Below are 20,135 nucleotides of genomic sequence, written 5' to 3' on the forward strand. Positions count from 1 at the left end.
AGGAGGAGAAATGATCAAACGATGGCAAAAAAACTTAATGGAAGTAATGGATCGTAAAAGCAATATCATGTACAATAACAACTAACTAATTAGTTAGTTGTATAAAAAAGGGTGATTTTTATGGCGAGAAATAAAGGAGAAGAGAGCAAAAAGAAAATATTTCAAGCTGCTGCGGAGCTGTTCGCTCATAAAGGTTTTCATGCTACAAAGATCAGCGATATTGTGGCAAAAGCAGGGCTCACGCAGGCAGCTTTTTATCTTTATTTCAACAGCAAGGAAGAAATTTTCGAACAAATGCTTGAAGATTTTGAAAAGCAGTTAATTCATTTTAGTGATGCAGGAAAAAAAGTGGCTGATATACAACCGGAGCAAGTGAAAGACCATGTCCGTGAGACAATCGCTGACATTCTGAAGTTTCTCGGAAAAAATCCTCACTTAACGAAAGTTGCACTCAGGGAGAACAAAGATGATCGTTTACGAAGCATCATTGTTGAAAAAATAGCAGCAAATATGAGCAACAATCAAAGACTTGGAATTGTTAAAACGGAAATTGACACTCAATTTGCCGGTGAAGCATTTCTCTCAGTGATCGAGCACATTATTGAACGATATGTAATGACAGGAGAAAAAACAGAAAATGAACTTGCGGACCAAGTGTCCCTTTTGTTCTTAGAGGGGATTTTGAATAAAAATTAAAAGGAGGAACATGAAAGGTGCTGGAATGACGTTAACATCATTTCGCATTAGTGTATATGCGAAATAAAAAAACGAGATTAGATCAGTCGTTTTCCATTGGATAAAATGCTATTTAAAACCGCTAACCAATTTATTCGGTTAGCGGCTGCTCCGTTTTATTAAACGTTACACGATTTGCCAGTTCTAAGTCTTTCACGGCGTCTTCAGCTGTAACAAATCCTTCCCATCCTTCTTCTTCAATGATTCGGCAAAAATCAAGGAAACGGTCTTGGACCATTGCCTCATACCACAATTGCCGCTGCTCCAATTTGATTGTCCGTTCGTATGAAATGCTGGATAGTGCTTTAAGCGGGAACGATTTATTTTTGAAACAATGAAAGGCTGAAGAGCGTACTTTTTCAACAGCGTTTTCTACCGGTTTTTTCGGTATGCTGTCTAGTATTTGATCGATCAGCTCGCCCTGTTCTTTTGAGATTTTGCCCTCTAAATATAATTTTTGGGGAATCCATCCTTCAAGTACAATCCGTCCATGAGTGCAATGAATTTCCCATTTTGTCGATTCCGGTGCGTCAGGATCCATCGTAAAGCCGTGGTAATATTGAACAGGAACTAAAGAATATATGTTGTTTCCCGAACTTTTTTCGTCTTGTTGATAAACTGGTTTATGAAGAACGCTTGCCCAAACACGCTGTTTTTCACCGTTTTCCTCCGTCAGAGCAAAACCGTTCGCATCGACCGCTTCTCCGAGTAAGTGGCGACCGACCTCAAAAAAATGAACTCCATGTTCAATAAAAATGCCTCCGCTTAGTTGATCATTCCAAAACCAATGGCCATTGGCGACGTGATGAGCCGAGTTGGTGAGACTTGCATGATGCACGAATCCAAGCAGCCGATGGCGGACGATCCATTCAACAGCTTCTACTAGCGGATTGTAACGCAATACAAGGTTCACGGCGAATGCACGCTTTTGTTTTTTTGCATAGTTCGCATTTTCCAAAAGTTCCTTGGCATAAAGGGCACCAGGTTTTTCTAACAAGACATGCTTTCCGTGTGTTAAAGCCAGTCGGCTAAGTGAGGAGTGAAGATGGGGCGGTGTTGCTAAAATGACAATATCGATTTCAGGATCGGCTATAAGGTCGGCTGCCTCATAATATTCTTTTGGCGTTATCGCATTATGTCTCTGTTTTTGAAAAGCAGCCATCACGCTCTCCCGTTTTGTATCCGTCCTTCCTGCGACAGCTGTCAATTGAAATTCAGGCAGCCGTGCAAGCGCACCGGACAAAAAAGTGGCAAAAGCGCCCGCACCTGCGATCCCCACTCGGTAAGTCTTCATCTTGCCAGACATGGTGTTTTCCCCCTTTACGTTATGGAGTTTGACAACTTCATTATAAACGAAAATATAGTCTCGTAAATTTTGAATTGCACAATTAGTAGGATGTATATTTTTCAAAACCGATTCTGTTAAGTGTAAAAAAAGTTTGAAAGATTTGCGTGAATGAGAGCAAGGAAATGACAGAATGATCGTTGAATCAAATCTAGGAAACCTGCTCAAACAACGATTCCTAACAAATAACTTTTAATTATTTATTTGTATGCAAAAGCGATTGCCATCATGATTCAAAGGAAATTCGGGATTTGCTTCCGGAAAAATCCAATCTGCCTTGATTATAAACATTAGAAAATATAGCTTTTCTGCAAATGGGCTGATGCGGACAGTTTGGAATCACTTATTGATGCTAAGCTTGTTGAACAAAAATCAGCTTTCGAAAATATTTGCCGGCGCTTCCATTAGTTTAGTTGAGACGGGGAAAAAATATAACTGCTGCAACGAAATTTTTTGTAATGTTTAAAATATTAAAACAATAAATTCATATTTTTTGATATGATGAAAGTAAGGTTTTGAAAAAAGAGGTGTAAAATGGATTTTCCGATTTATATACATTTGGGTCCTGTTTCGATTCATCCGCATTTATTTTTTGAGACTTTGGCTTATTTTGTCGGTTTCAGAGTTTACTTGCATACGAGAAATAAAGAAAGAATTCCGCTTGATAAGGCGATGTGGGTCGTGATCGGTGCGATAGCCGGGGCTGCGTTAGGATCAAAGCTCCTGTATTGGCTTGAAAATCCTGTTGAAACGCTGAAAAATGTGACGAATCTCAACTATTTAATGGCCGGGAAAACGATCGTCGGTGGATTGCTGGGAGGATTGATCGGAGTTGAAACCGCAAAAAAGCTAATCGGCTGGAAGCGCTCGACAGGCGATGATTTTGTCTTACCGCTTATTATTGGCATGAGCATTGGCAGGATAGGCTGTTTTTTCACCGGCCTCTCAGACCATACGCACGGCATCCCAACGACTTGGGTGACGGGTGTTGATTTTGGAGACGGCGTGCCGAGACATCCAACTCAAATATATGAAATTGTCTATTTATGGCTGATCGGTTTTTTCGTTCTATACATAAGAAAAAAGAAAACATCTCCGTGGGAAGGGTTTCTGTTCCAGTTTTTTATGGTTTCCTATTTGCTGTTTCGCTTTTTTATTGATTTTATCAAGCCGACACCTCACCCGTATTTTGGGTTAAACAACATTCAGTTAGCAGCTTTCGTCGGATTGATGTACTATTTGTTCCTTATAAGGAAAAAAAGAAGGGAGAAATTTCAGTATGCCAAATAGACCATACATTTTCTATGAATTAACGAACAGCATTTGTTCGAAATGTTTGCGGAAAACGGAAGCAAAAGTCATATTTGAGAATGATCAAGTTTTTTTAGTAAAACATTGCCGTCATCATGGAAGAGAAAAAGTATTGATCTCAACCGATATCGAATATTACAAAAAATGCCGTGAATTTTTGAAGCGTGCAGAAATGCCGTATCGCTGGAATACCTCCATTCAATACGGGTGCCCGTATGATTGCGGCTTATGTCCGGATCACGAGCAGCACAGCTGCTTGGCATTGGTGGAAGTTACGGATCAGTGCAATTTGCAATGCCCGATCTGTTATGCGGAGTCTTCCCCGAAAAAACAGAAATGGCGCCCACTAGAGGAAATTGAGAAGATGTTTGATGCGATTGTGAAAAATGAGCGGGAACCGGATATCGTTCAAATCAGCGGCGGTGAACCAACGATCCATCCACAGTTTTTCGAGATATTAGAAATGGCGAAATCGAAGCCAATTAAGCATATAATGGTGAATACAAACGGAATTAAAATTGCCCAGGACAAAAAATTTGCTGAAAAGCTGGCTCGCTACATGCCCGGATTTGAAATTTATTTGCAGTTTGACAGTTTTGAAAAAGAGGCGTTAATCGATCTGCGCGGAGTAGATTTGCGTGCAGTCCGAGAGAAGGCAATAGAACATTTAAATGAATACAACATTTCCACAACATTAGTTGTCACGTTAAAAAAGGGTGTAAACGATCAGGAGGTCGGAAAAATCATTAAATACGGTCTTTCGCAGCAGGCAGTCAGGGGAGTCACCTTTCAGCCGGTGCAAATTGCCGGAAGAACAAAAAATTTTAACCCTGCAACTGACCGATTAACGTTGAGCGAAGTTCGCAGCATGATTATCGAGCAATCGGAGGTTTTTCAAGCAGACGATATTATTCCCGTCCCTTGCCATCCTGACTGTTTGGCTATGGGGTATGCGCTGAAGTTAAACGGGGAAGTGAAGCCTCTGACGGGTATGATCGATCCGCATATTCTCCTTGAAGGAGATCAAAATACGATCGTATTTGAACAGGATGAACAATTGAAACATAAAGTTTTTGAGCTATTCAGTTTAAATCATTCTCCCGGCTCTTCCGCGATGTCACTAAAAGATTTATTATGCTGTCTGCCGAAAGTAGCGATACCGGAAAATATCAGCTATAACAATGTGTTTCGTGTAATTATTATGCAATTTTTAGATGCTTATAACTTTGATGTTCGTTCAGTTAAAAAATCCTGTGTTCATATTGTACATCACGACGGCCGCATCATTCCGTTTGACACGTATAACTTGTTTTATAGGGACAGCCTTGAAAACCGGCTGAAAGAAATTCAAACAGAAATGGCGATGACTGCGCATGAATGAGCATACAAAAGACATTTGGAAAGGCATCGGTATTGTGCTTCTTTTACATGGGCTATTGTTGATTTTTCCGATTACGATCTTTTTTATCGGTTTTGTTCAGGTGATTTATATCATTCCAGCAGTGGTGATCGCCTTAATGAAAAGAAAAACAGCGATTGCTCAAGGAATACTGATCGCAGCTGGGATTACGTTTTTAGTGAATACAGCATGTTTCGGAGTGTTTATGATGGGATGGTACTAACGTAAAGAGTTTACAAACATGGTATAAAAAGCTGTAAATAAAACTTGTAGAGAAAAATATTGTCCTTCTCTACAAGCTCTGTAGCGCTAATCTAGGGGAAAATGGTCAAATTATAGGATTACATTTTTAACTTTCATAATGCCCTTTCGCCTCTTTTTTCGGCCATATTGTATAGCTGAAGCTCCATAAAAAATCGATAAACAGGATGAACGTCCATTTTGCCGAAAATGATAAAAGTGCTTCTGTTTTCTGGAAATCGTTGACAAAAAGAACCATGAACAGGAGAAGGGCATTCCCAATAATCCATGCTAGAAGGTGGCGGTACCAGCCTTTCCGTTCATAAGCAGCATGCTGTTTTCCGAATTGAGGCCGTTTATTTGGCCGCTTTCCTCCAGCAAATCGGTAAGCAAACTGTTCATCCGCCCACTGAATCATCCGTTTGCCAAATGCAACCGATACCCCAATATATACAGCAGACAATCCGTGTACAAAATGAGCTGTTGCGCCGTCTTTCAAATCGAAAACCGTTGCGATGATTAAAACAAGATCGATAAGAGGCGTACACAATAGAAGGAGCGACCCGATTTTTTTCCAGCCTAGAATATATCTGGCGAATAATCCGGCGCCGACAAATATCCAAAACAAAATTTCGCATATGACAATGAGCCAACCGATCATGATTCCACTCCTTTTTAAAACACACGTATTAAATAAAAATTTAACACAAGTGTATTAAAAAAACAACCATGATATAATAAAAATATGCCGAAAAAAGTGGATCACGTAAAACAAAGAGAAAAAATTGCTGTAGCGACATGGAATGTCATTGCGAAAGGCGGGATGGAAAAAGCAACCGTTCGCAATATTGCGAGAGAAGCAGGAGTTTCCGTTGGTTCATTAAGACATTATTTTTCAACTCAAGCAGAATTGCTGTCATTTGCAATGAAATTGGTGTCGGAAAGGGTGAGTCAACGAATTAACGAAATTGATTTTTCTATGCCGCCGCTTGATGCAATGAAAAGGATGATCCGGGAGGTTTTGCCGCTTGAAGATGATACAAAGAAAGAAATGGAGGTATGGTTTGCTTTTACCCAGAAAGCTCTTTCGGAGCCGGAACTTCAGCCTTTAAGCAAAGAAGTATATCTTAAAATGCGTTATGGATTTGAACAGGTCATCAAGACTTTAGTCAAACTTGATCTTGCGCGGCCGAATATCAATGTAGAGCTGGAGGTGGACCGTCTGTATGCGCTGATCGATGGCTTGGCCATTCATGGATTAATGCATCCGGAATATTTATCTAATGAGATGATCGAATCCATTTTGGACAGTCACTTAAAATCTTTGTGCAAACAAGAGGTTTTATAATGGTTTCCGTCGAAACTAAGAATATAAATCAAACAAACTCGCATCCGCAAAAAAATGAAAGTTTAGGAATCCTTTCTAGCTTCTGATATAAAAGGAGGTGGAAAAATGGTTCAGCTTTATTACACAGATCAATTCAGTTTTGCACCTATTGTGGCTCTGCAGCAATCATTGAAAGAACATGAGAAAAAACAGTCTATTGTCGAAAAAATATATGAATCCAATCTTGGGGCCCAATCAGAAAAGGACAACATAAAAGATTTGAGGAAGGAAGCGCTGGCACACGGATCTGTTCTGAAAACAATCACGTTAAAAAGGGGGAAGTCAAACGCTCTAATCGTTCCTTGGAAATCAACTAAGTTCTACGCGAAAGCAAGGGGGCGGGCAGGATTTGGGCGTTTTGACCGCCTCGGTGAAAAAATTGATGATCTAGCTTCAGAATATGTTTATTTAAAAAACTGGATTGAAGAAAATTTTTTTGGTGAACAACGAAAAGAGCGGCTCGACAAACTCGATCATTTTTTTCAACAAAGCATCCAACAGTTAGCTGATTCTTTTTCAAAATCAGTTGGCGGCTTTTTTGTGAAGCATGGTCTCCCAGACGTGAAAGAGGAGATGTATAACGATATTTTAAAAGCTTATGAACAGCGCATCGAACAATATACATCTTTTTTACGCAAGCATGAGGATTATGCCCCAATCGACAGAACGGATGGTGAACAGCTGTTAAGGGGAAACCATACTTTTAAGTTGGAGGCGCTCCGCCAACAATTTTTACAGAAGGAAAGCGCTTTAGAAACCGGCGATCATTATACAATATATGATTTTGAAGCGGCTGGGTCCTTTTATCAAGAAGCGGTCCGAACAGAACATGGCTATACGGCTGCAAAAAGCGAAGAACAAATCGGGATTGAACTCGGATTATTAGGGATGAAGCTGGAAGCATTGCTTCATACACCATTGTCTGAAAAAATGCGCGGCAACCTTGAGCATGTATACCATTCATATATCCAAAAAACGATTGAATCATACAACCGCTTCCAGGAGGAAAAGAGGGAAGAAGCATATGGACGGAGCAAAAGGGCTTATTCCATACTTGATTCGAAAATCATCGATGACATTATTTCAAGCATGAGAAGGCACGCAAAAGAAAAAAATATAGATCATGTCTTTTTGCATATTATTCCGTCTGCTTACGTTTCATATGAACAAAAAACAAATGATGCGAATTGGAATGATCTTGTCCGTTATCATTCCTCAAAAAACGACTGGGACATGTTTTTTCAAAATGATTGGTCGGCGCATCATGCGTATTATCCATTTACTTACAATAATCTTATCAACAATTGGAACTCTTTTATAAATAAAACAGAGGGTCTATTGGATATGAAATTTGATCAAGAGGCGGTCATTTTTGAAGCGAGAATTTAATTTATGAAGAAATGGATAATCAAACATTAAATGGAAAAAAGTCCGTTCTTTGAAATCATTTACAATGTTGCGATGGATGGAAAATTCATAAATTTGAAGGGAAAATGGAGATCCACGTCAAAATCCCAGTATTTTACCTCTAGGACTTTGACGTGGATTTTTTTATTTCGGGTGCAAGTGTAATAAAATGGAAAGGTCTTTGCATCATTCAAGAAAAAAGGAATAGCAGATCAACAAGAAAAATAGTTAAACGATTCATCACCGTTATGAAGACATAATGAGCGGCCGCACCGCCTAAATTTCATAGTTTGAGGAGTAAAGTAAGAATTGTTCCTCTAAAGAAAACTTGGGAAGGTTAGTCAATGTAACAAAGGATGTAAACATTGATAACCTGACGATTCGGTTCTTTCATATGTGTTAACAAACGAATTTAAGTAAATAAATTAAACAAACTTTGCGATGTGAGCAATTGACAGATCGTCATGAACTGAAAGAAATGCAAAAGGAGGACACGTCGTTTTTGATGACCGTTGTTTCTCCTGCCCATTTGCGGTCAGGACGAATTACATTTCACAGCTCTGATCGTTGCATAGTCCTCCGCCATCAGCTGCCAGTGGTTTGAGCGGCGAAGAAGAGTTTTCTTCATCCCATATTTTTTGAAAGCTTTTCAAAAATACTTCTGTTGGCTGCGCCCCAGAAATGGCATATTTGCGGTTGATGACGAAAAACGGCACACCTCTGACACCGAGACGTGAGGCTTCCTGTTCATCCTTTCTAACTTCCTCTTCCAATTGACTGCTTGAAAGCACTTGCTTGACTTCGTCGCCATCCAAGCCTATTTCTTCTGCGAGTTCAACTAAAACTTGATGGTCACTGATTAATTTCGATTCAGTGAAATAAGCATAAAAGAGCCGTTCGTGCATTTCTCTTCCTTTCCCTTTTTTATCTGCATATTTCGCTAATCGATGGGCATCGAACGTATTTGTTGGCTTCATTTCCTCGAAGCGAAATGTCAATCCGACGGACTCTGCCTGTTTGGCAACATCGTTATTTGCCCGCTTCGCTTCCTCAACGGAAATGCCGTATTTTTGAGCAATGATTTCATGGATGGAAAGATCGTATTCCTTTTTGGCGGTTGGATCAAGCTCAAAGCTGCGGAACACGATTTCTGCTTGCTCCTTGTGCTGAAACAGCTCGAGCGCTTTTTCCATACGCCGCTTTCCGATATAGCAAAATGGGCAAACATAATCAGACCATATTTCAATTTTCATGTTTTCACCTTCTTTTATGAATCAATCGCACATCCATTGTATCGAATGAAAAGAAACAACTTCAACTTTTTCGACTTGACAGAAAGAAACAGGAAAACTTCATTTTTCATAAAACATTAAAATGATTGAATCTGTTTCGGACCTATGACGTTTGCGAAAAAAGCGTGAGATTTATCTGCAAGAAGATGTAAAATGTTGATCAACGGAATGGAATCGGAGCGTTTCATGTAAAACGGCCAGCGAAACATTAGAACTAACAGCGATTTTGTTAATATTACAGATGAAATCAACCTGAAGCCTTTTTATTAAAAAATTACGGAGAAAAATGAACTTTTTCCTTTCACGATTTGTATAAACAAATGAATGATGGGAAAGGAGATGACAATTATGCCTGTAACCGGCTGGGTAATCAGTTCAATTGTAGGCGGAATCATCGGAACGATTTTCGGTGTTTCGATCGCTTCTTTAAATAAAAAGGTCGTTCGGGATCGATGGGGAAACATTGATTTTAAAAAAACCGATCTTTATTTCTATTGGACCCGTTGGGATACGATTACGGTTATATCCGCAATTTATTCATTTTGCTGCCTCACAGGACTCTTTATCTTTCTAATAAGGGGAGATAACATTAACAGTCCTGTCATTCAATTTTTCCTTCATCAATCGTTTATGTTTACTTTAATGACGTTTCTTTGGTTCATCGGAAGAATCCTGTATGTGTTCAAAGGAATTAAAGAGCGGTGGTCAGATGAATTTAACAGATGAAAAGCTGATGGAAAAATTTCAAAACGGTGATACGGAAGCTTTGAACGAGCTTTATGAACGATATCGAGCACCGCTTTTCCGCTTTATTTACCGTTGTACACGGGACGACCAGCTTAGCATGGATGTCGTTCAAGATGCATTTTTGAAGCTGCAGCAAAAAAAGCATTACTTTTCCCCTGAAAAAGGGAGGCTGAAGACATATCTTTTTCAAATTGCTTATCATACGATGATCAGCAAAATAAAAATGAGAGCAAGGTGGCACCGTCTTCTTCCGTTTTTATATAAAGAGCCTGTCAACATATCCCGTTCCGATGAAAAAATGGAGGTCGAGCGGATGCTTCAATCGCTTTCAAACGAACAGCGGGCCGTTATCGTATTGTTTTATTATCATGATCTGTCACAAAAGGATATTGCGCGCATCTTAAACATACCTTTGGGCACGGTGAAATCAAGGCTGTATCAAGCGGTTCAAAAAATGAGGAAAGAATGGGGGATCGAATCTGATGGAAAAGGATCGTGAAATTGATAAATTATTAAAAAAATATACAGTGGAAGTACCGGATTTTCCAATGAAAAAGTCAAAAATGGAGAAGCTTGCTAATTGGCTGTGTGAAAAGGCTTCATTTCCGATTCCTGAAGAACGAATCACCTTTAAAGGGATGGTATGTATTCAGGTTATTCCAATTGTTGTTTCGCTAGCTGTTTCGGTTTGGATGATTTTGTGAACCGATGGATGGGATCATCTTTGCAGGTTGATCCCTTTTTCCATCAATTGCTCGCCGTTTAACTGACACTTGAAACAGGAGCTTCTCAGTTCTATAACGAAAGCATTGAGAGTGCAACGGACAGTCCTGACTGCTAACTCGGCGAATCTGTTTTTATGTGACGCGGATCTTTTACAGTATAAAAGCTTAGCTCACACAACATTTTTCTATGCGAAGAACATATTTTAGAGAATGGAAACTAGCGTTCAGCACGTTAGAGAAGCCTTCATTTATTGGAATGCACCTTTCACGCGTTTGAAGAAGAGGAAGTTTGCCAATTTTCATACAAATTGATTGACAGGTTGATAGTTAAATGATTTAATAGTTAAATAGTTGAACTATTTAAAATAGGGGGCAGACAATGGATCGAAAAAAAATAGATGAATTGATCGAACGGTATATTAAGGTTTCGTTCATTGTGACGAAAAGAGCGGAGGAACTTGTGAAATGTGAAATTGATCCAGATATCACAAACGAACAACACTATCTTTTGCGCTATATCCATCAAAAGGAAAGGTGCACTTCAACAGAACTAGCTAATGTTTTTCGAGTGAACAAAAGCGCGATCACAGCGATGATTAATCGGCTTGTTGAGAAAGGATTTGTTCAGCGAATTCGCGATGAAAAAGACAGGAGGGTCATTTATTTGGCTTTGACTGAAAAAGGGAGCAATTTGTTTGCAAGCACAGAAGAGAGAGTTCATAAAGTTGTAGGATCGTTCATAACAAAATTTTCGGAGGACGAGATCGAATCATTTATTCAAACCTATGAAAAATTGGCAAACGTATTGCTTGAACTGGAGGTTGAGTCATGAGGGCAATCCTGAAAGGAAAATGGTTTGTACTCATTTTATGGCTTGTCGCTGTTATTGGTTTGCTCTTTACATCGCCAAACATGGAGGAGCTTGTGCGCGAAAAAGGGCAAATTACGGTTCCGGAAGGTTATTCCTCTTCGATCGCGAATGACATTTTAAAAGAAATTCAGAGCAAAGAGCATTCAGGAGATCTAATATCAGTCGCCCTTGTGCTGCATAATGAGGACGGGCTGACAAAGGAAGATTGGAAAGAAGCGGAACAAGCTGTAAAACAGCTTGAACAACACAGCGAGAATTTACGGATTACAGAAATTGTTTCGCCTTTTCATCAAGAGGAGTTAAAGGATCAGCTTGTTTCAAAAGATAAAACCACCATCTTGACGTCAATACAAATGGAAAGAGACGGAAGAACGGCAAAAGAAATGACATCCGCTCTTTATAAAGTGATCGATAATATTTCATTGGAGCATTATTATACCGGCAGCTGGATCATCGATGAAGACGTTATTGTCAGCTCGCAGGAAGGAGTGAAAAAAACAGAAGGCATAACAGTCGTGTTTATTTTGATCGTCTTGCTGATCGTTTTCCGCTCGCTTATAGCACCATTTGTGCCGCTCTTGACAGTCGGCATTACATATTTGGCATCACAGTCAATTGTCGCCTTTTTAGTTGAAATGGTGAATTTTCCATTGTCCACTTTTACGCAAACATTTTTGGTCGCCATTTTGTTCGGGATCGGTACAGATTATTGCATTTTACTGCTAAGCCGCTTTAAAGAGGAGCTTGGCAAACAAGAAAGCCGAACTGAAGCGATTATAACAACCTATCGCACGGCAGGAAAAACTGTGTTTTTCAGCGGTTTAGCCGTTATGATCGGCTTTGCGGCGATCGGATTGTCATCATTTAAGCTTTATCAATCGGCTGCGGCAGTCGCTGTCGGAGTCGCCATCCTGCTGGTAGCACTTATGACGCTTGTTCCGTTTTTCATGGCTGTGCTTGGCCCGGTGTTGTTTTGGCCAGTTAAAGAAAATCTGGAACATAAACAGAGCAAGCTATGGGACTTTGCAGGACGTTTTTCGTTCACCAGACCGCTTGTTTCTTTAATCATCGTAGGAATCATTACCCTCCCAGTGCTGCTTTCCTATGACGGCAAGCTGTCGTTTAATTCCCTTCAAGAAATCGGGGATGATTACGACTCTGTCAAGGCTTTTAATATTATTTCGAAAAGCTTCAACCCAGGCGAAGCGATGCCGACAAAAATTGTGATCAAAAATGATGACAACATGAATAGGACGGAATATTTTGCTTTAATTGAAAAAATAAGCAGAAGCATCGAAAAAGTTGAAGGTGTCGAGACGGTCCGCTCAGTAACGAGACCGACAGGCGAACAGATCGACCAATTATTTGTGACAGAACAGGCGAAAACGCTGAAAGACGGAATTGGTCAGGGAAATGAAGGGCTTGAACAAATCAGCTCCGGTTTGAATGAAGCGAGCAAAGAGCTTTCTGCATCATCTCCGAAATTAAAACAAGCTACAGACGGTATTGAAGCGCTCGTTTCCGGAACAAATGAATTAAAAGCAGGCGTCGGTGAACTTGAAAAAGGGCTTTCGCAAGTTAAACAGGGGATCGAGAGCGGATCAATGGGGGCCGGTGACATAAAGAAAGGGCTTGAGACCGTTCAAAACAATGCGAAAAAGCTGCAATCCGGCGCAGAACAGCTTTTGAAAGGATACGAAACAGCCGGAAGCAGTCTATATTCATTGCTGAAACAATATCAACAGATGGAATCACATCTCGGTCAATTGTCAACACATTTATCCGGCATGAGTGAATCTTTAAACCGCATCGAACAACGACATCAGCAGCTTCAGCAGGATGCTGAGTATCAACAGGTAAAAATGGCAGCTTCCCAGCTTAGTGAACAAGCAAAACAAATGAGAAGCGGATTTCAGCAAATTAACGGAGCGCTTCAGCGAGTGACAAATGGAATAGAGCAGGCGAACCGTTCATATTCTGAATTACTTTCAGGTCAAAAAGCGCTCGTTAATGGAATGGGAGAGCTCATCAACGGGCTTGATCAGCTGCAAAAAGGGTTGAATAAAGCAGCGGTTGGACAGCAAACCATCATTTCAAAATTGCCGGAGCTGTCTAACGGCTTAAGCCAAGTCAACAATGGACAGGAGGAATTGCTGCAAGGTTTTTCTCAGCTGGATGGACAAATGAATCAGCTGATTTCAGGCCTTGACAAAAGCGTGGATGGTCTAAATCAAGTAGCCGATGGTCTCGGTTCTGCCGAAAATTACTTATCTGGTCTTTCTTCTTCAAATCAGGAAATGGCAGGCTGGTACATGCCGAAGGAAGTGCTTGAAAGCAAAGAATTTGCGGATGCGAAAGAAGCTTACTTATCGAATGACGGCAAAGTGACAACCATTGATGTTGTTTTCGAGAAAAATCCATATTCAACTTCAGCGATGGATCAGCTTACTGAGGTCAAACAAGCGGTGGAGTTTACCGTAAAAGACACGAAGCTTGAAAATGCGAAAATTGCCTATGACGGGGTTACTAGCATTTACTCCGACTTGAACGAGATTTCAGCAAACGACTACTCCCGCACAGTTGTATTGATGCTGATAGGGATTGCTCTTATATTAATTGCATTGCTGCGCTCTTTTGTCATGCCCATTTATTTAATTTTATCGCTTATTCTAACGTATTACACATCAATGGCGGTGTCAGAAGCCATTTTCGTTCGCCTTCTTGGATACGACGGTTTGAACTGGGCAGTTCCATTTTTCTCATTTGTCATTTTAATTGCGCTTGGCATAGATTACAGCATCTTCCTTATGAACCGCTTCAACGAATACAGAGATTTGCCTGTCACAGAAGCGATGCTTTCAGCTATGCGTCATATGGGAACGGTCATTATTTCCGCCGCGGTCATTTTAGGCGGAACATTTGCGGCGATGCTTCCGTCCGGTGTGCTGTCGCTGCTCGAAATTGCCACAATTGTTTTAACAGGATTATTTTTATATGCTCTTGTTGTACTGCCGCTATTTGTACCGGTGATGGTCAAAATGTTTGGTAAAGCGAACTGGTGGCCGTTTATGAAAGAGGAATAAGCGAGAAGGGAACATACGCTTTGTGCGTAGGTTCCCTTATTTTCATTTGTGCTATGAGAGACTTCTGCTATCAATGAATTGAACGGAATTTCCGCACTTGAAAATTGTCTTCAAGTAATACCCAATTTTGCGGGAACGGATAGCCAAGTACCCAATAACTAATTCCCTGTAAACCGTAATCCTTTACCGCATCAAATTTTGCCCGGGTGCTGCGCGCGTCTTCAAACCAGACCTCATGCGTACGGCCTTGTTCATCCACATACCGATAAAACGGAGATTGAGATGTTCGATCATACTGTATCACAGCACCATGTTGAACTGCTCGACGAATCGCTTCTTGCATATCGAATGTTTCTGCTTCCTGACCTTGAACATGGGGAAGGAGCCAGTCACGAGCATATACTTGGAAGCCCATAAAGATTTTATTTCTTGGAATGACGGTTACAGCATAATCTAGCACTTGTTTGATTTGATTAAGCGGAGAGATCGCCTGAGGAGGTCCAAGCCTATAACCCCATTCGTATGTCATTAAAATAACGAAATCTGCAATTCTGCCGTGTGCGGCATAGTCGTGTGCCTCATATAATATTCCTTTTTGTTCTGCGCTCGTTTTAGGGGCGAGCGCGGTCGAAACAAAATATCCTTCTTTATGCAATCGATCAACGGCGCGCTGTAAAAATTGATTATATAACTCACGATCGTCAGGAAATACATTTTCAAAATCAATATTTAATCCACGATAACCTTTTTCTTTCATAGTGTTTATAATGGTGGTCAATAAACGATCTTGCAGTTCCGTATTTGAAAGGATGGCATGAGCCAGCCGTGACCCGGGGTCCCTGAACGTAAAATTTGTTATGCTCATCATTGGTATCACTTGTTCTGTTAAAGCAGCTTGAAGAATCGCTGTGTCGTTTATTGCATCGAGTCCGCCGTCTTCCCGGATGATATAGGCAAATGGAGAAACGTATGTTAAAAAGCTGCCAGCTTCTCGAACTTCTTTGCCTCCTTCTTCGCCTGCATGGATCGTATATGCATTTACGTCAATGACTGGTTTTACAAAAGGAATCGTTAATCTTGTCCCCGGATAAAGAAGGTCGGGATTTTGAATTCGATTGGCTTTGGCAATTTCCTGTACGGATATACGGTAAATTTGAGAAATTTGCGATAAATTCTCTCCAGGCTTCACAGTATGGATGCGAGGCGGAATGTTTAAAATCATTCCCGGATTAATTTTTGAAGGATCACTAATATGGTTAGCCTGAACAATAGACCCGACGGCAACTCCATATTTTTGGGCAATTTGCCATAATGTTTCCCCTGCTCGGACGATATGTTGACGAAAAGCAATGGGAATCACAAGTGATTGGCCAATCAGTAATCGATTAGGATCGGGCAGACTGTTTGCAGCAATAATTTCAGAAAGACTGATACCGTAGCGTTCAGCTATGTTCCATAAAGTCTCTCCTCTTTGTATAATATGAATGATCATAAGTGCCTCCTTTTTTTGTTTATATATATGTTGAAAATGGTTGATCTAGAAAATGACATGAGAGAAAATAGTTTGCTGAATATAATTTTTTTAAGGTCTTTACATATAACAAGTGTAGTAAATTGTCGTTAATGGATAATTGATCTAATCATCAGGCCGAATATACTTGTAAACGTTGTGCTCTTCATCAAACAAATAGATCGGTCTTAATCTCCTCCTTTACAGCATCATTTTCTGTGGGGGTGCTAGAAAATTATTTAACGGGTTTGATTCTCATCGAACGGCAGGTTTGCACTTTCAGACAACAAAAATTTATTGATAAATTCTGTTGTCTTTCATCATTTTAAGAGCTTTTACAAAAGCGCCGTTTTTTTAAGTCTCTTCTTTTTTTACAAAATGAAAATTTTAGAAAATCAACTTTTTTACTTAAGAACGTTTTTACGTAAAGGAGTTCAAGCGGCTAGAAGAGAAATTATATTTCTGGGGAGGGTTCAGGATGAAATGGATTTACATTTTTTTAGCGATACTGGGTGGGATGATGATAGGAATACAGTCGCCGATTAACGGAAGTCTAGGCAAAAAAATCGGTGCTGTTGAAGGAGCATTTGTCTCTTTTTTTGTTGGAACAATGGTTTTAGCGTTCCTTGTTTTATTTTTTGGAAAGGGCCACATTACCGATTTGTTTCAAGTTCCAAAATGGAATTTGCTTGGGGGATTTTTAGGCGCGATGTTCGTCACGTTTACCATTATTTCTGTTCCGAAGGTTGGGGTGGCCGTAACGCTCCTTGCAGGAATCATCGGTCAAATGGCCATCAGCGTCATCATTGATCATTTTGGATTATTTGGAATGCCGAAAAATCGAATAGACATAAACCGCCTGATTGGGATCGGGCTAATGCTGACAGCTCTGTTCTTTCTTTACCGCGGCAGTGAATGAGATTTGTTTTTAGGGGAAAGCAGCGTATAACATAAAGTATCACCCTTAAAGAGTCAAGAACATTCTTACATTTTCTTGACTCTTTATGTTTGATTGGTTATAATGAATTAGCCATTTAGTTCGTTTTATCATGGATCCATTATAAGTCGTACCTCATATTGAAATGCAGGCGATCTTATATGGTCTGCATTTCTCATGAGTGTGCGGCTTTTTTTCTTATGAAAAACAAACAATGAATGGTAAAATCTTTTTTTTGGAGGAAAAAGCATGAACACAGGTAAGGTAAAATGGTTTAACAGTGAAAAAGGGTTTGGATTTATTGAAGTCGATGGTGGAGACGATGTGTTTGTTCATTTTTCGGCGATTCAAGGCGATGGTTTTAAAACGTTAGAAGAAGGGCAAACTGTTAAATTTGAAATTGTCGAAGGCCAACGCGGACCTCAAGCGGCAAACGTACAAAAAAACTAATCCTTTCAAAGTGGCGCCTTATTTAGGTGCCGCTTTTTTTAGAAATTTATAAACATCTCGACTTGAGGATTACTGTTCGATAAAGCAGCATGTGTATAAACATTCTTGATTTTTAAATATATTGGGGAGGTCGAAAGAGGGGAGACCATTTTTGAATATATGTGGTTGACTGTTTTGAGTTTTTTAGAAATGCAGGGGGAACAAATAGTACATAACGTTTTAATTCGCGTGTAGTTAATGAATGATAAGGAGCTGTCCAGAAAGTGGAGCCCATTATAATCATAAACATCGATATGAACGTTTCTAAATATTAAAGGGGTTTGTCTATAAGCCGAAAAAATGACTTATTTGACAAATCCCTTTTAAATATTTGAAACAAACTGCATACCATTCCAGCTTCGTCGTGACACCGTTTTTAAATAGAAACAAGCTAACTTTTTGTCGTAAACGCAGCATCCGGAAGCTTTTTTATTTATTTCTGTTCTTCCAACACCTGTTTTAACAAATCACCTAAACTTGTGCCAAAAGAATCGCTTTTCGGGCTGTATTTTTGAATTAAAGCCCGATCTTTGCGGTTATTGACTGCCGTTTTCTTTTCTTCCGCTTTTTCAACCACATTGCAGCGGCGGCATTGGAAGTAAACGCCGGCTTTGCCGTTATGGATTTCCATTCGTTTTTTGCATTGTGGACAGCGCCGGTTGGACAGCTTCGGATCTTTTCGTTTGCTATAGCGGCATTCCATGTTCGAACATGCTAATAAACGTCCTTCTTTTGTAGAACGTATTTTTAAAAAGGAGCCGCATTCCGGGCACATGGAGCCGGTTAAATTGTGTGCTTTGTAGCTTCTATCGCTATTTTTTATTTCATTAACGAGCCGTTTCGTTTGCTTGCGAATGTTGTTTAGGAAAAATTCAGGATTTCCTTTTCCCCGTGCGATCGCTTCAAGCTCTTTTTCCCAGCGCGCTGTCAGCTCAGGTGATTTTAGTTCATCATTGACAAGTTCAATCAGTTGTTTACCTTTTTTCGTTGGGTAGAACCTTCCGTTTTTTCGCTCAACCGCTTCTGTTTCGATAAGTCTTTCAATAATATCCGCCCTAGTTGCAGGAGTGCCGAGTCCGAACTTTTCCATCTGCGTAAGAATGTCCGCCTCTGAATAGCGAAGAGGAGGTTCTTCCAATTTTTCTTCTATTTCTACTTGATGAACAGCAAAAGATTGTCCTTTAACTAAAGCAGGGATGTTTCTGTTTTCCGGCTCATCCTGCTGCTTCCCTAAAACGGCTTTAAATCCATTATTCAATACAATTGTCTCTTTTGCAGTGAGTGTTTCTCCGTTCACATCAAAAACCGCATGGACGGTTTCATATTCGTAAGCAGGATAAAACAGCGCCAAAAACCGGCGGGCAATCAAATCATACAGCTTCCTTTCATCAGTGGAAAGCTGGCTCATATTTAGCGGTTCCTCCGTCGGGATAATGGCATGATGATCGGTCACTTTTTCATTATTGAACACCCGTTTTAATAAAATTTTTCCTTTGTTGGAAAGGAGAGAACGGATTTCGTCTTTATAGCCGGAAGCCATTGCCTGAAGCCTGTCAAACATTGTCGATTCCATATCCGCAGTTAAATAACGGGAGTCTGTCCGCGGGTATGTGACAAGCTTATAATGCTCATAAAGCTTTTGAAGTATCGTTAACGTTTTCTTTGCGGAAAATCCGAAACGCTTGTTGGCATCCCGCTGCAGCTCGGTTAGGTCGTATGGAAGCGGCTGATTTTCTTTCTTTTGCTTGCGCTCCACTTTGATGACTGTACCTTTTTTACCATTCAGGTTTGCCAATAGATGTTCAGCCGTTTCTTTAGAAAAAATTCTTTTTTCGCCGTTTCGCTCCCAGATGGTATGAATGGAACCGATTTTTGCATGAATCGTCCAATACGGCTTCGGTACAAATTTTTGAATTTCTGTTTCCCTTTTCATGATCATGGCAAGGGTTGGGGTCTGCACGCGCCCTGCCGAAAGCGGGTCATTATATTTCGTCGTCAAAGCTCTTGTCACATTTAAGCCGATGAGCCAATCTGCCTCAGCACGGCAAACAGCAGACTGATATAATGCTTCAAATTGTTTCCCAGGTTTTAAATGCTTGAAACCGTCACGAATGGCTTTATCGGTCTGAGATGAAATCCATAGGCGCAAAATCGGCTTTTTCCAGTTCAGCTTTTTTAAAATCCATCTTGCAACGAGTTCGCCTTCACGTCCGGCGTCTGTTGCGATAATGCAATCTTTAATGTCCGTTCGTTTCGCCAACAGTTCTATGCCTTTATAATGCCGGCTCGTTTGTCTAATTACTTTTAACCCCATTTTTTCTGGGATAATTGGCAAATCTTCCAGCCGCCATGTTTTATATTTTGGATCGTAATGTTCCGGCATCTTCAATTCAATTAAATGACCGAGCGCCCACGTTACGATATACTTGCTTCCTTCAAAGTGAAATTTATGCTCTTTTTTGCAGCCAAGCACACGGGCTATCTCACGTGCAACGCTCGGCTTTTCAGCTAAAACGAGAGATTTCATATAATGCTCCTTTCTTTCAATCAACAACGTTTTAAGTATAACGGAAAGGAGGGAGGTTTGCATTAGTTGAATGAAAAAGCATAATATGTTTCAGTTTTATATCTCTTAAGGCAATGAATTCTTGTAAAGG

18 protein-coding genes are annotated in these 20,135 nt (G+C 40.2%); 13 read left to right on the top strand and 5 right to left on the bottom strand.

Features of this window, described 5'->3' with window-relative positions; all coding sequences use genetic code 11:
* The first annotated feature begins 120 nt into the window (after positions 1–120).
* Positions 121–696 (top strand): TetR/AcrR family transcriptional regulator, encoded by a 576-nt coding sequence (locus NSQ84_RS08400; RefSeq protein WP_066246672.1) that lies wholly within the window; start codon positions 121–123, stop codon positions 694–696.
* 130 nt (positions 697–826) lie between these two features.
* Here NSQ84_RS08400 and NSQ84_RS08405 read toward each other — a convergent pair whose 3' ends face one another.
* The gene (locus NSQ84_RS08405) at positions 827–2,041 is read right to left on the bottom strand and encodes a Gfo/Idh/MocA family oxidoreductase (RefSeq protein ID WP_339212614.1); all 1,215 of its coding nucleotides are present in this window, start codon (positions 2,039–2,041) and stop codon (positions 827–829) included.
* Positions 2,042–2,614: 573 nt separating this feature from the next.
* Here NSQ84_RS08405 and NSQ84_RS08410 point away from each other — a divergent pair.
* From NSQ84_RS08410 to NSQ84_RS08420, 3 genes are read left to right on the top strand one after another with little or no spacing between them, the layout of a single operon-like run.
* Complete coding sequence (locus NSQ84_RS08410; RefSeq protein ID WP_339212616.1) at positions 2,615–3,370, top strand: prolipoprotein diacylglyceryl transferase family protein; 756 nt, start codon at positions 2,615–2,617, stop codon at positions 3,368–3,370.
* Entirely contained in the window at positions 3,360–4,772 is a 1,413-nt protein-coding gene (locus NSQ84_RS08415) for a radical SAM protein (RefSeq protein WP_063389547.1), read from the top strand. Before NSQ84_RS08410 ends, NSQ84_RS08415 begins: the two co-directional genes overlap by 11 nt.
* Positions 4,765–5,013 (top strand): hypothetical protein, encoded by a 249-nt coding sequence (locus tag NSQ84_RS08420; protein ID WP_063389546.1) that lies wholly within the window; start codon positions 4,765–4,767, stop codon positions 5,011–5,013. Before NSQ84_RS08415 ends, NSQ84_RS08420 begins: the two co-directional genes overlap by 8 nt.
* Before the next feature lie 126 nt (positions 5,014–5,139).
* Here the strand turns inward: NSQ84_RS08420 and NSQ84_RS08425 are convergent, their stop codons facing one another.
* Positions 5,140–5,691, bottom strand: a complete 552-nt coding sequence (locus tag NSQ84_RS08425) for a hypothetical protein (RefSeq protein ID WP_130156567.1) — start codon at positions 5,689–5,691, stop codon at positions 5,140–5,142.
* An 84-nt stretch (positions 5,692–5,775) separates the two neighbouring features.
* On the opposite strand from NSQ84_RS08425, the gene NSQ84_RS08430 reads away from it, so the two are divergent.
* Both NSQ84_RS08430 and NSQ84_RS08435 read left to right on the top strand, forming a co-directional pair.
* A complete protein-coding gene (locus NSQ84_RS08430; RefSeq protein WP_063389544.1) occupies positions 5,776–6,378 on the top strand; it encodes a TetR/AcrR family transcriptional regulator in 603 nt (200 codons plus the stop codon).
* A 105-nt stretch (positions 6,379–6,483) separates the two neighbouring features.
* Positions 6,484–7,806, top strand: a complete 1,323-nt coding sequence (locus NSQ84_RS08435; RefSeq protein ID WP_063389543.1) for a hypothetical protein — start codon at positions 6,484–6,486, stop codon at positions 7,804–7,806.
* Positions 7,807–8,369: 563 nt separating this feature from the next.
* On the opposite strand, the gene NSQ84_RS08440 is transcribed toward NSQ84_RS08435, so the two are convergent.
* Positions 8,370–9,077, bottom strand: coding sequence for a DsbA family oxidoreductase (locus NSQ84_RS08440; RefSeq protein WP_144597991.1), 708 nt, complete (start codon positions 9,075–9,077; stop codon positions 8,370–8,372).
* A 387-nt stretch (positions 9,078–9,464) separates the two neighbouring features.
* Here NSQ84_RS08440 and NSQ84_RS08445 point away from each other — a divergent pair, with 387 nt between their 5' ends.
* From NSQ84_RS08445 to NSQ84_RS08465, 5 genes are all read left to right on the top strand, one after another.
* On the top strand, positions 9,465–9,842 hold the full coding sequence (locus NSQ84_RS08445) for a hypothetical protein (protein ID WP_063389541.1): 378 nt from the start codon (positions 9,465–9,467) through the stop codon (positions 9,840–9,842).
* Positions 9,826–10,362, top strand: a complete 537-nt coding sequence (locus tag NSQ84_RS08450; RefSeq protein WP_130156574.1) for an RNA polymerase sigma factor — start codon at positions 9,826–9,828, stop codon at positions 10,360–10,362. The genes NSQ84_RS08445 and NSQ84_RS08450 overlap by 17 nt, the downstream gene beginning before the upstream one ends.
* Positions 10,346–10,567, top strand: coding sequence for a hypothetical protein (locus NSQ84_RS08455; protein ID WP_094245728.1), 222 nt, complete (start codon positions 10,346–10,348; stop codon positions 10,565–10,567). Before NSQ84_RS08450 ends, NSQ84_RS08455 begins: the two co-directional genes overlap by 17 nt.
* A 400-nt stretch (positions 10,568–10,967) precedes the next feature.
* Positions 10,968–11,420: a MarR family transcriptional regulator gene (locus NSQ84_RS08460; RefSeq protein WP_063389539.1), complete on the top strand. Its 453-nt coding sequence runs from the start codon at positions 10,968–10,970 to the stop codon at positions 11,418–11,420.
* Positions 11,417–14,542 (top strand): MMPL family transporter, encoded by a 3,126-nt coding sequence (locus tag NSQ84_RS08465; protein WP_339212618.1) that lies wholly within the window; start codon positions 11,417–11,419, stop codon positions 14,540–14,542. The genes NSQ84_RS08460 and NSQ84_RS08465 overlap by 4 nt, the downstream gene beginning before the upstream one ends.
* Before the next feature lie 70 nt (positions 14,543–14,612).
* Here the strand turns inward: NSQ84_RS08465 and NSQ84_RS08470 are convergent, their stop codons facing one another.
* Entirely contained in the window at positions 14,613–16,034 is a 1,422-nt protein-coding gene (locus NSQ84_RS08470; RefSeq protein WP_339212620.1) for a LysM peptidoglycan-binding domain-containing protein, read from the bottom strand.
* Positions 16,035–16,530: 496 nt separating this feature from the next.
* On the opposite strand from NSQ84_RS08470, the gene NSQ84_RS08475 reads away from it, so the two are divergent.
* Both NSQ84_RS08475 and cspD read left to right on the top strand, forming a co-directional pair.
* Positions 16,531–16,971 carry a DMT family transporter gene (locus NSQ84_RS08475; protein WP_063389536.1) on the top strand — a complete coding sequence of 147 codons (441 nt, stop codon included), beginning with the start codon at positions 16,531–16,533 and terminating at the stop codon, positions 16,969–16,971.
* 267 nt (positions 16,972–17,238) lie between these two features.
* A complete protein-coding gene (gene cspD / locus NSQ84_RS08480) occupies positions 17,239–17,439 on the top strand; it encodes a cold-shock protein CspD (protein ID WP_063389535.1) in 201 nt (66 codons plus the stop codon).
* 472 nt (positions 17,440–17,911) lie between these two features.
* Here cspD and NSQ84_RS08485 read toward each other — a convergent pair whose 3' ends face one another.
* A complete protein-coding gene (locus tag NSQ84_RS08485; RefSeq protein ID WP_327873312.1) occupies positions 17,912–20,005 on the bottom strand; it encodes a DNA topoisomerase III in 2,094 nt (697 codons plus the stop codon).
* Positions 20,006–20,135: the final 130 nt, after the last annotated feature.

This window comes from Aeribacillus sp. FSL K6-3256, assembly GCF_037965805.1.
Lineage (GTDB): Bacteria > Bacillota > Bacilli > Bacillales > Aeribacillaceae > Aeribacillus > Aeribacillus composti.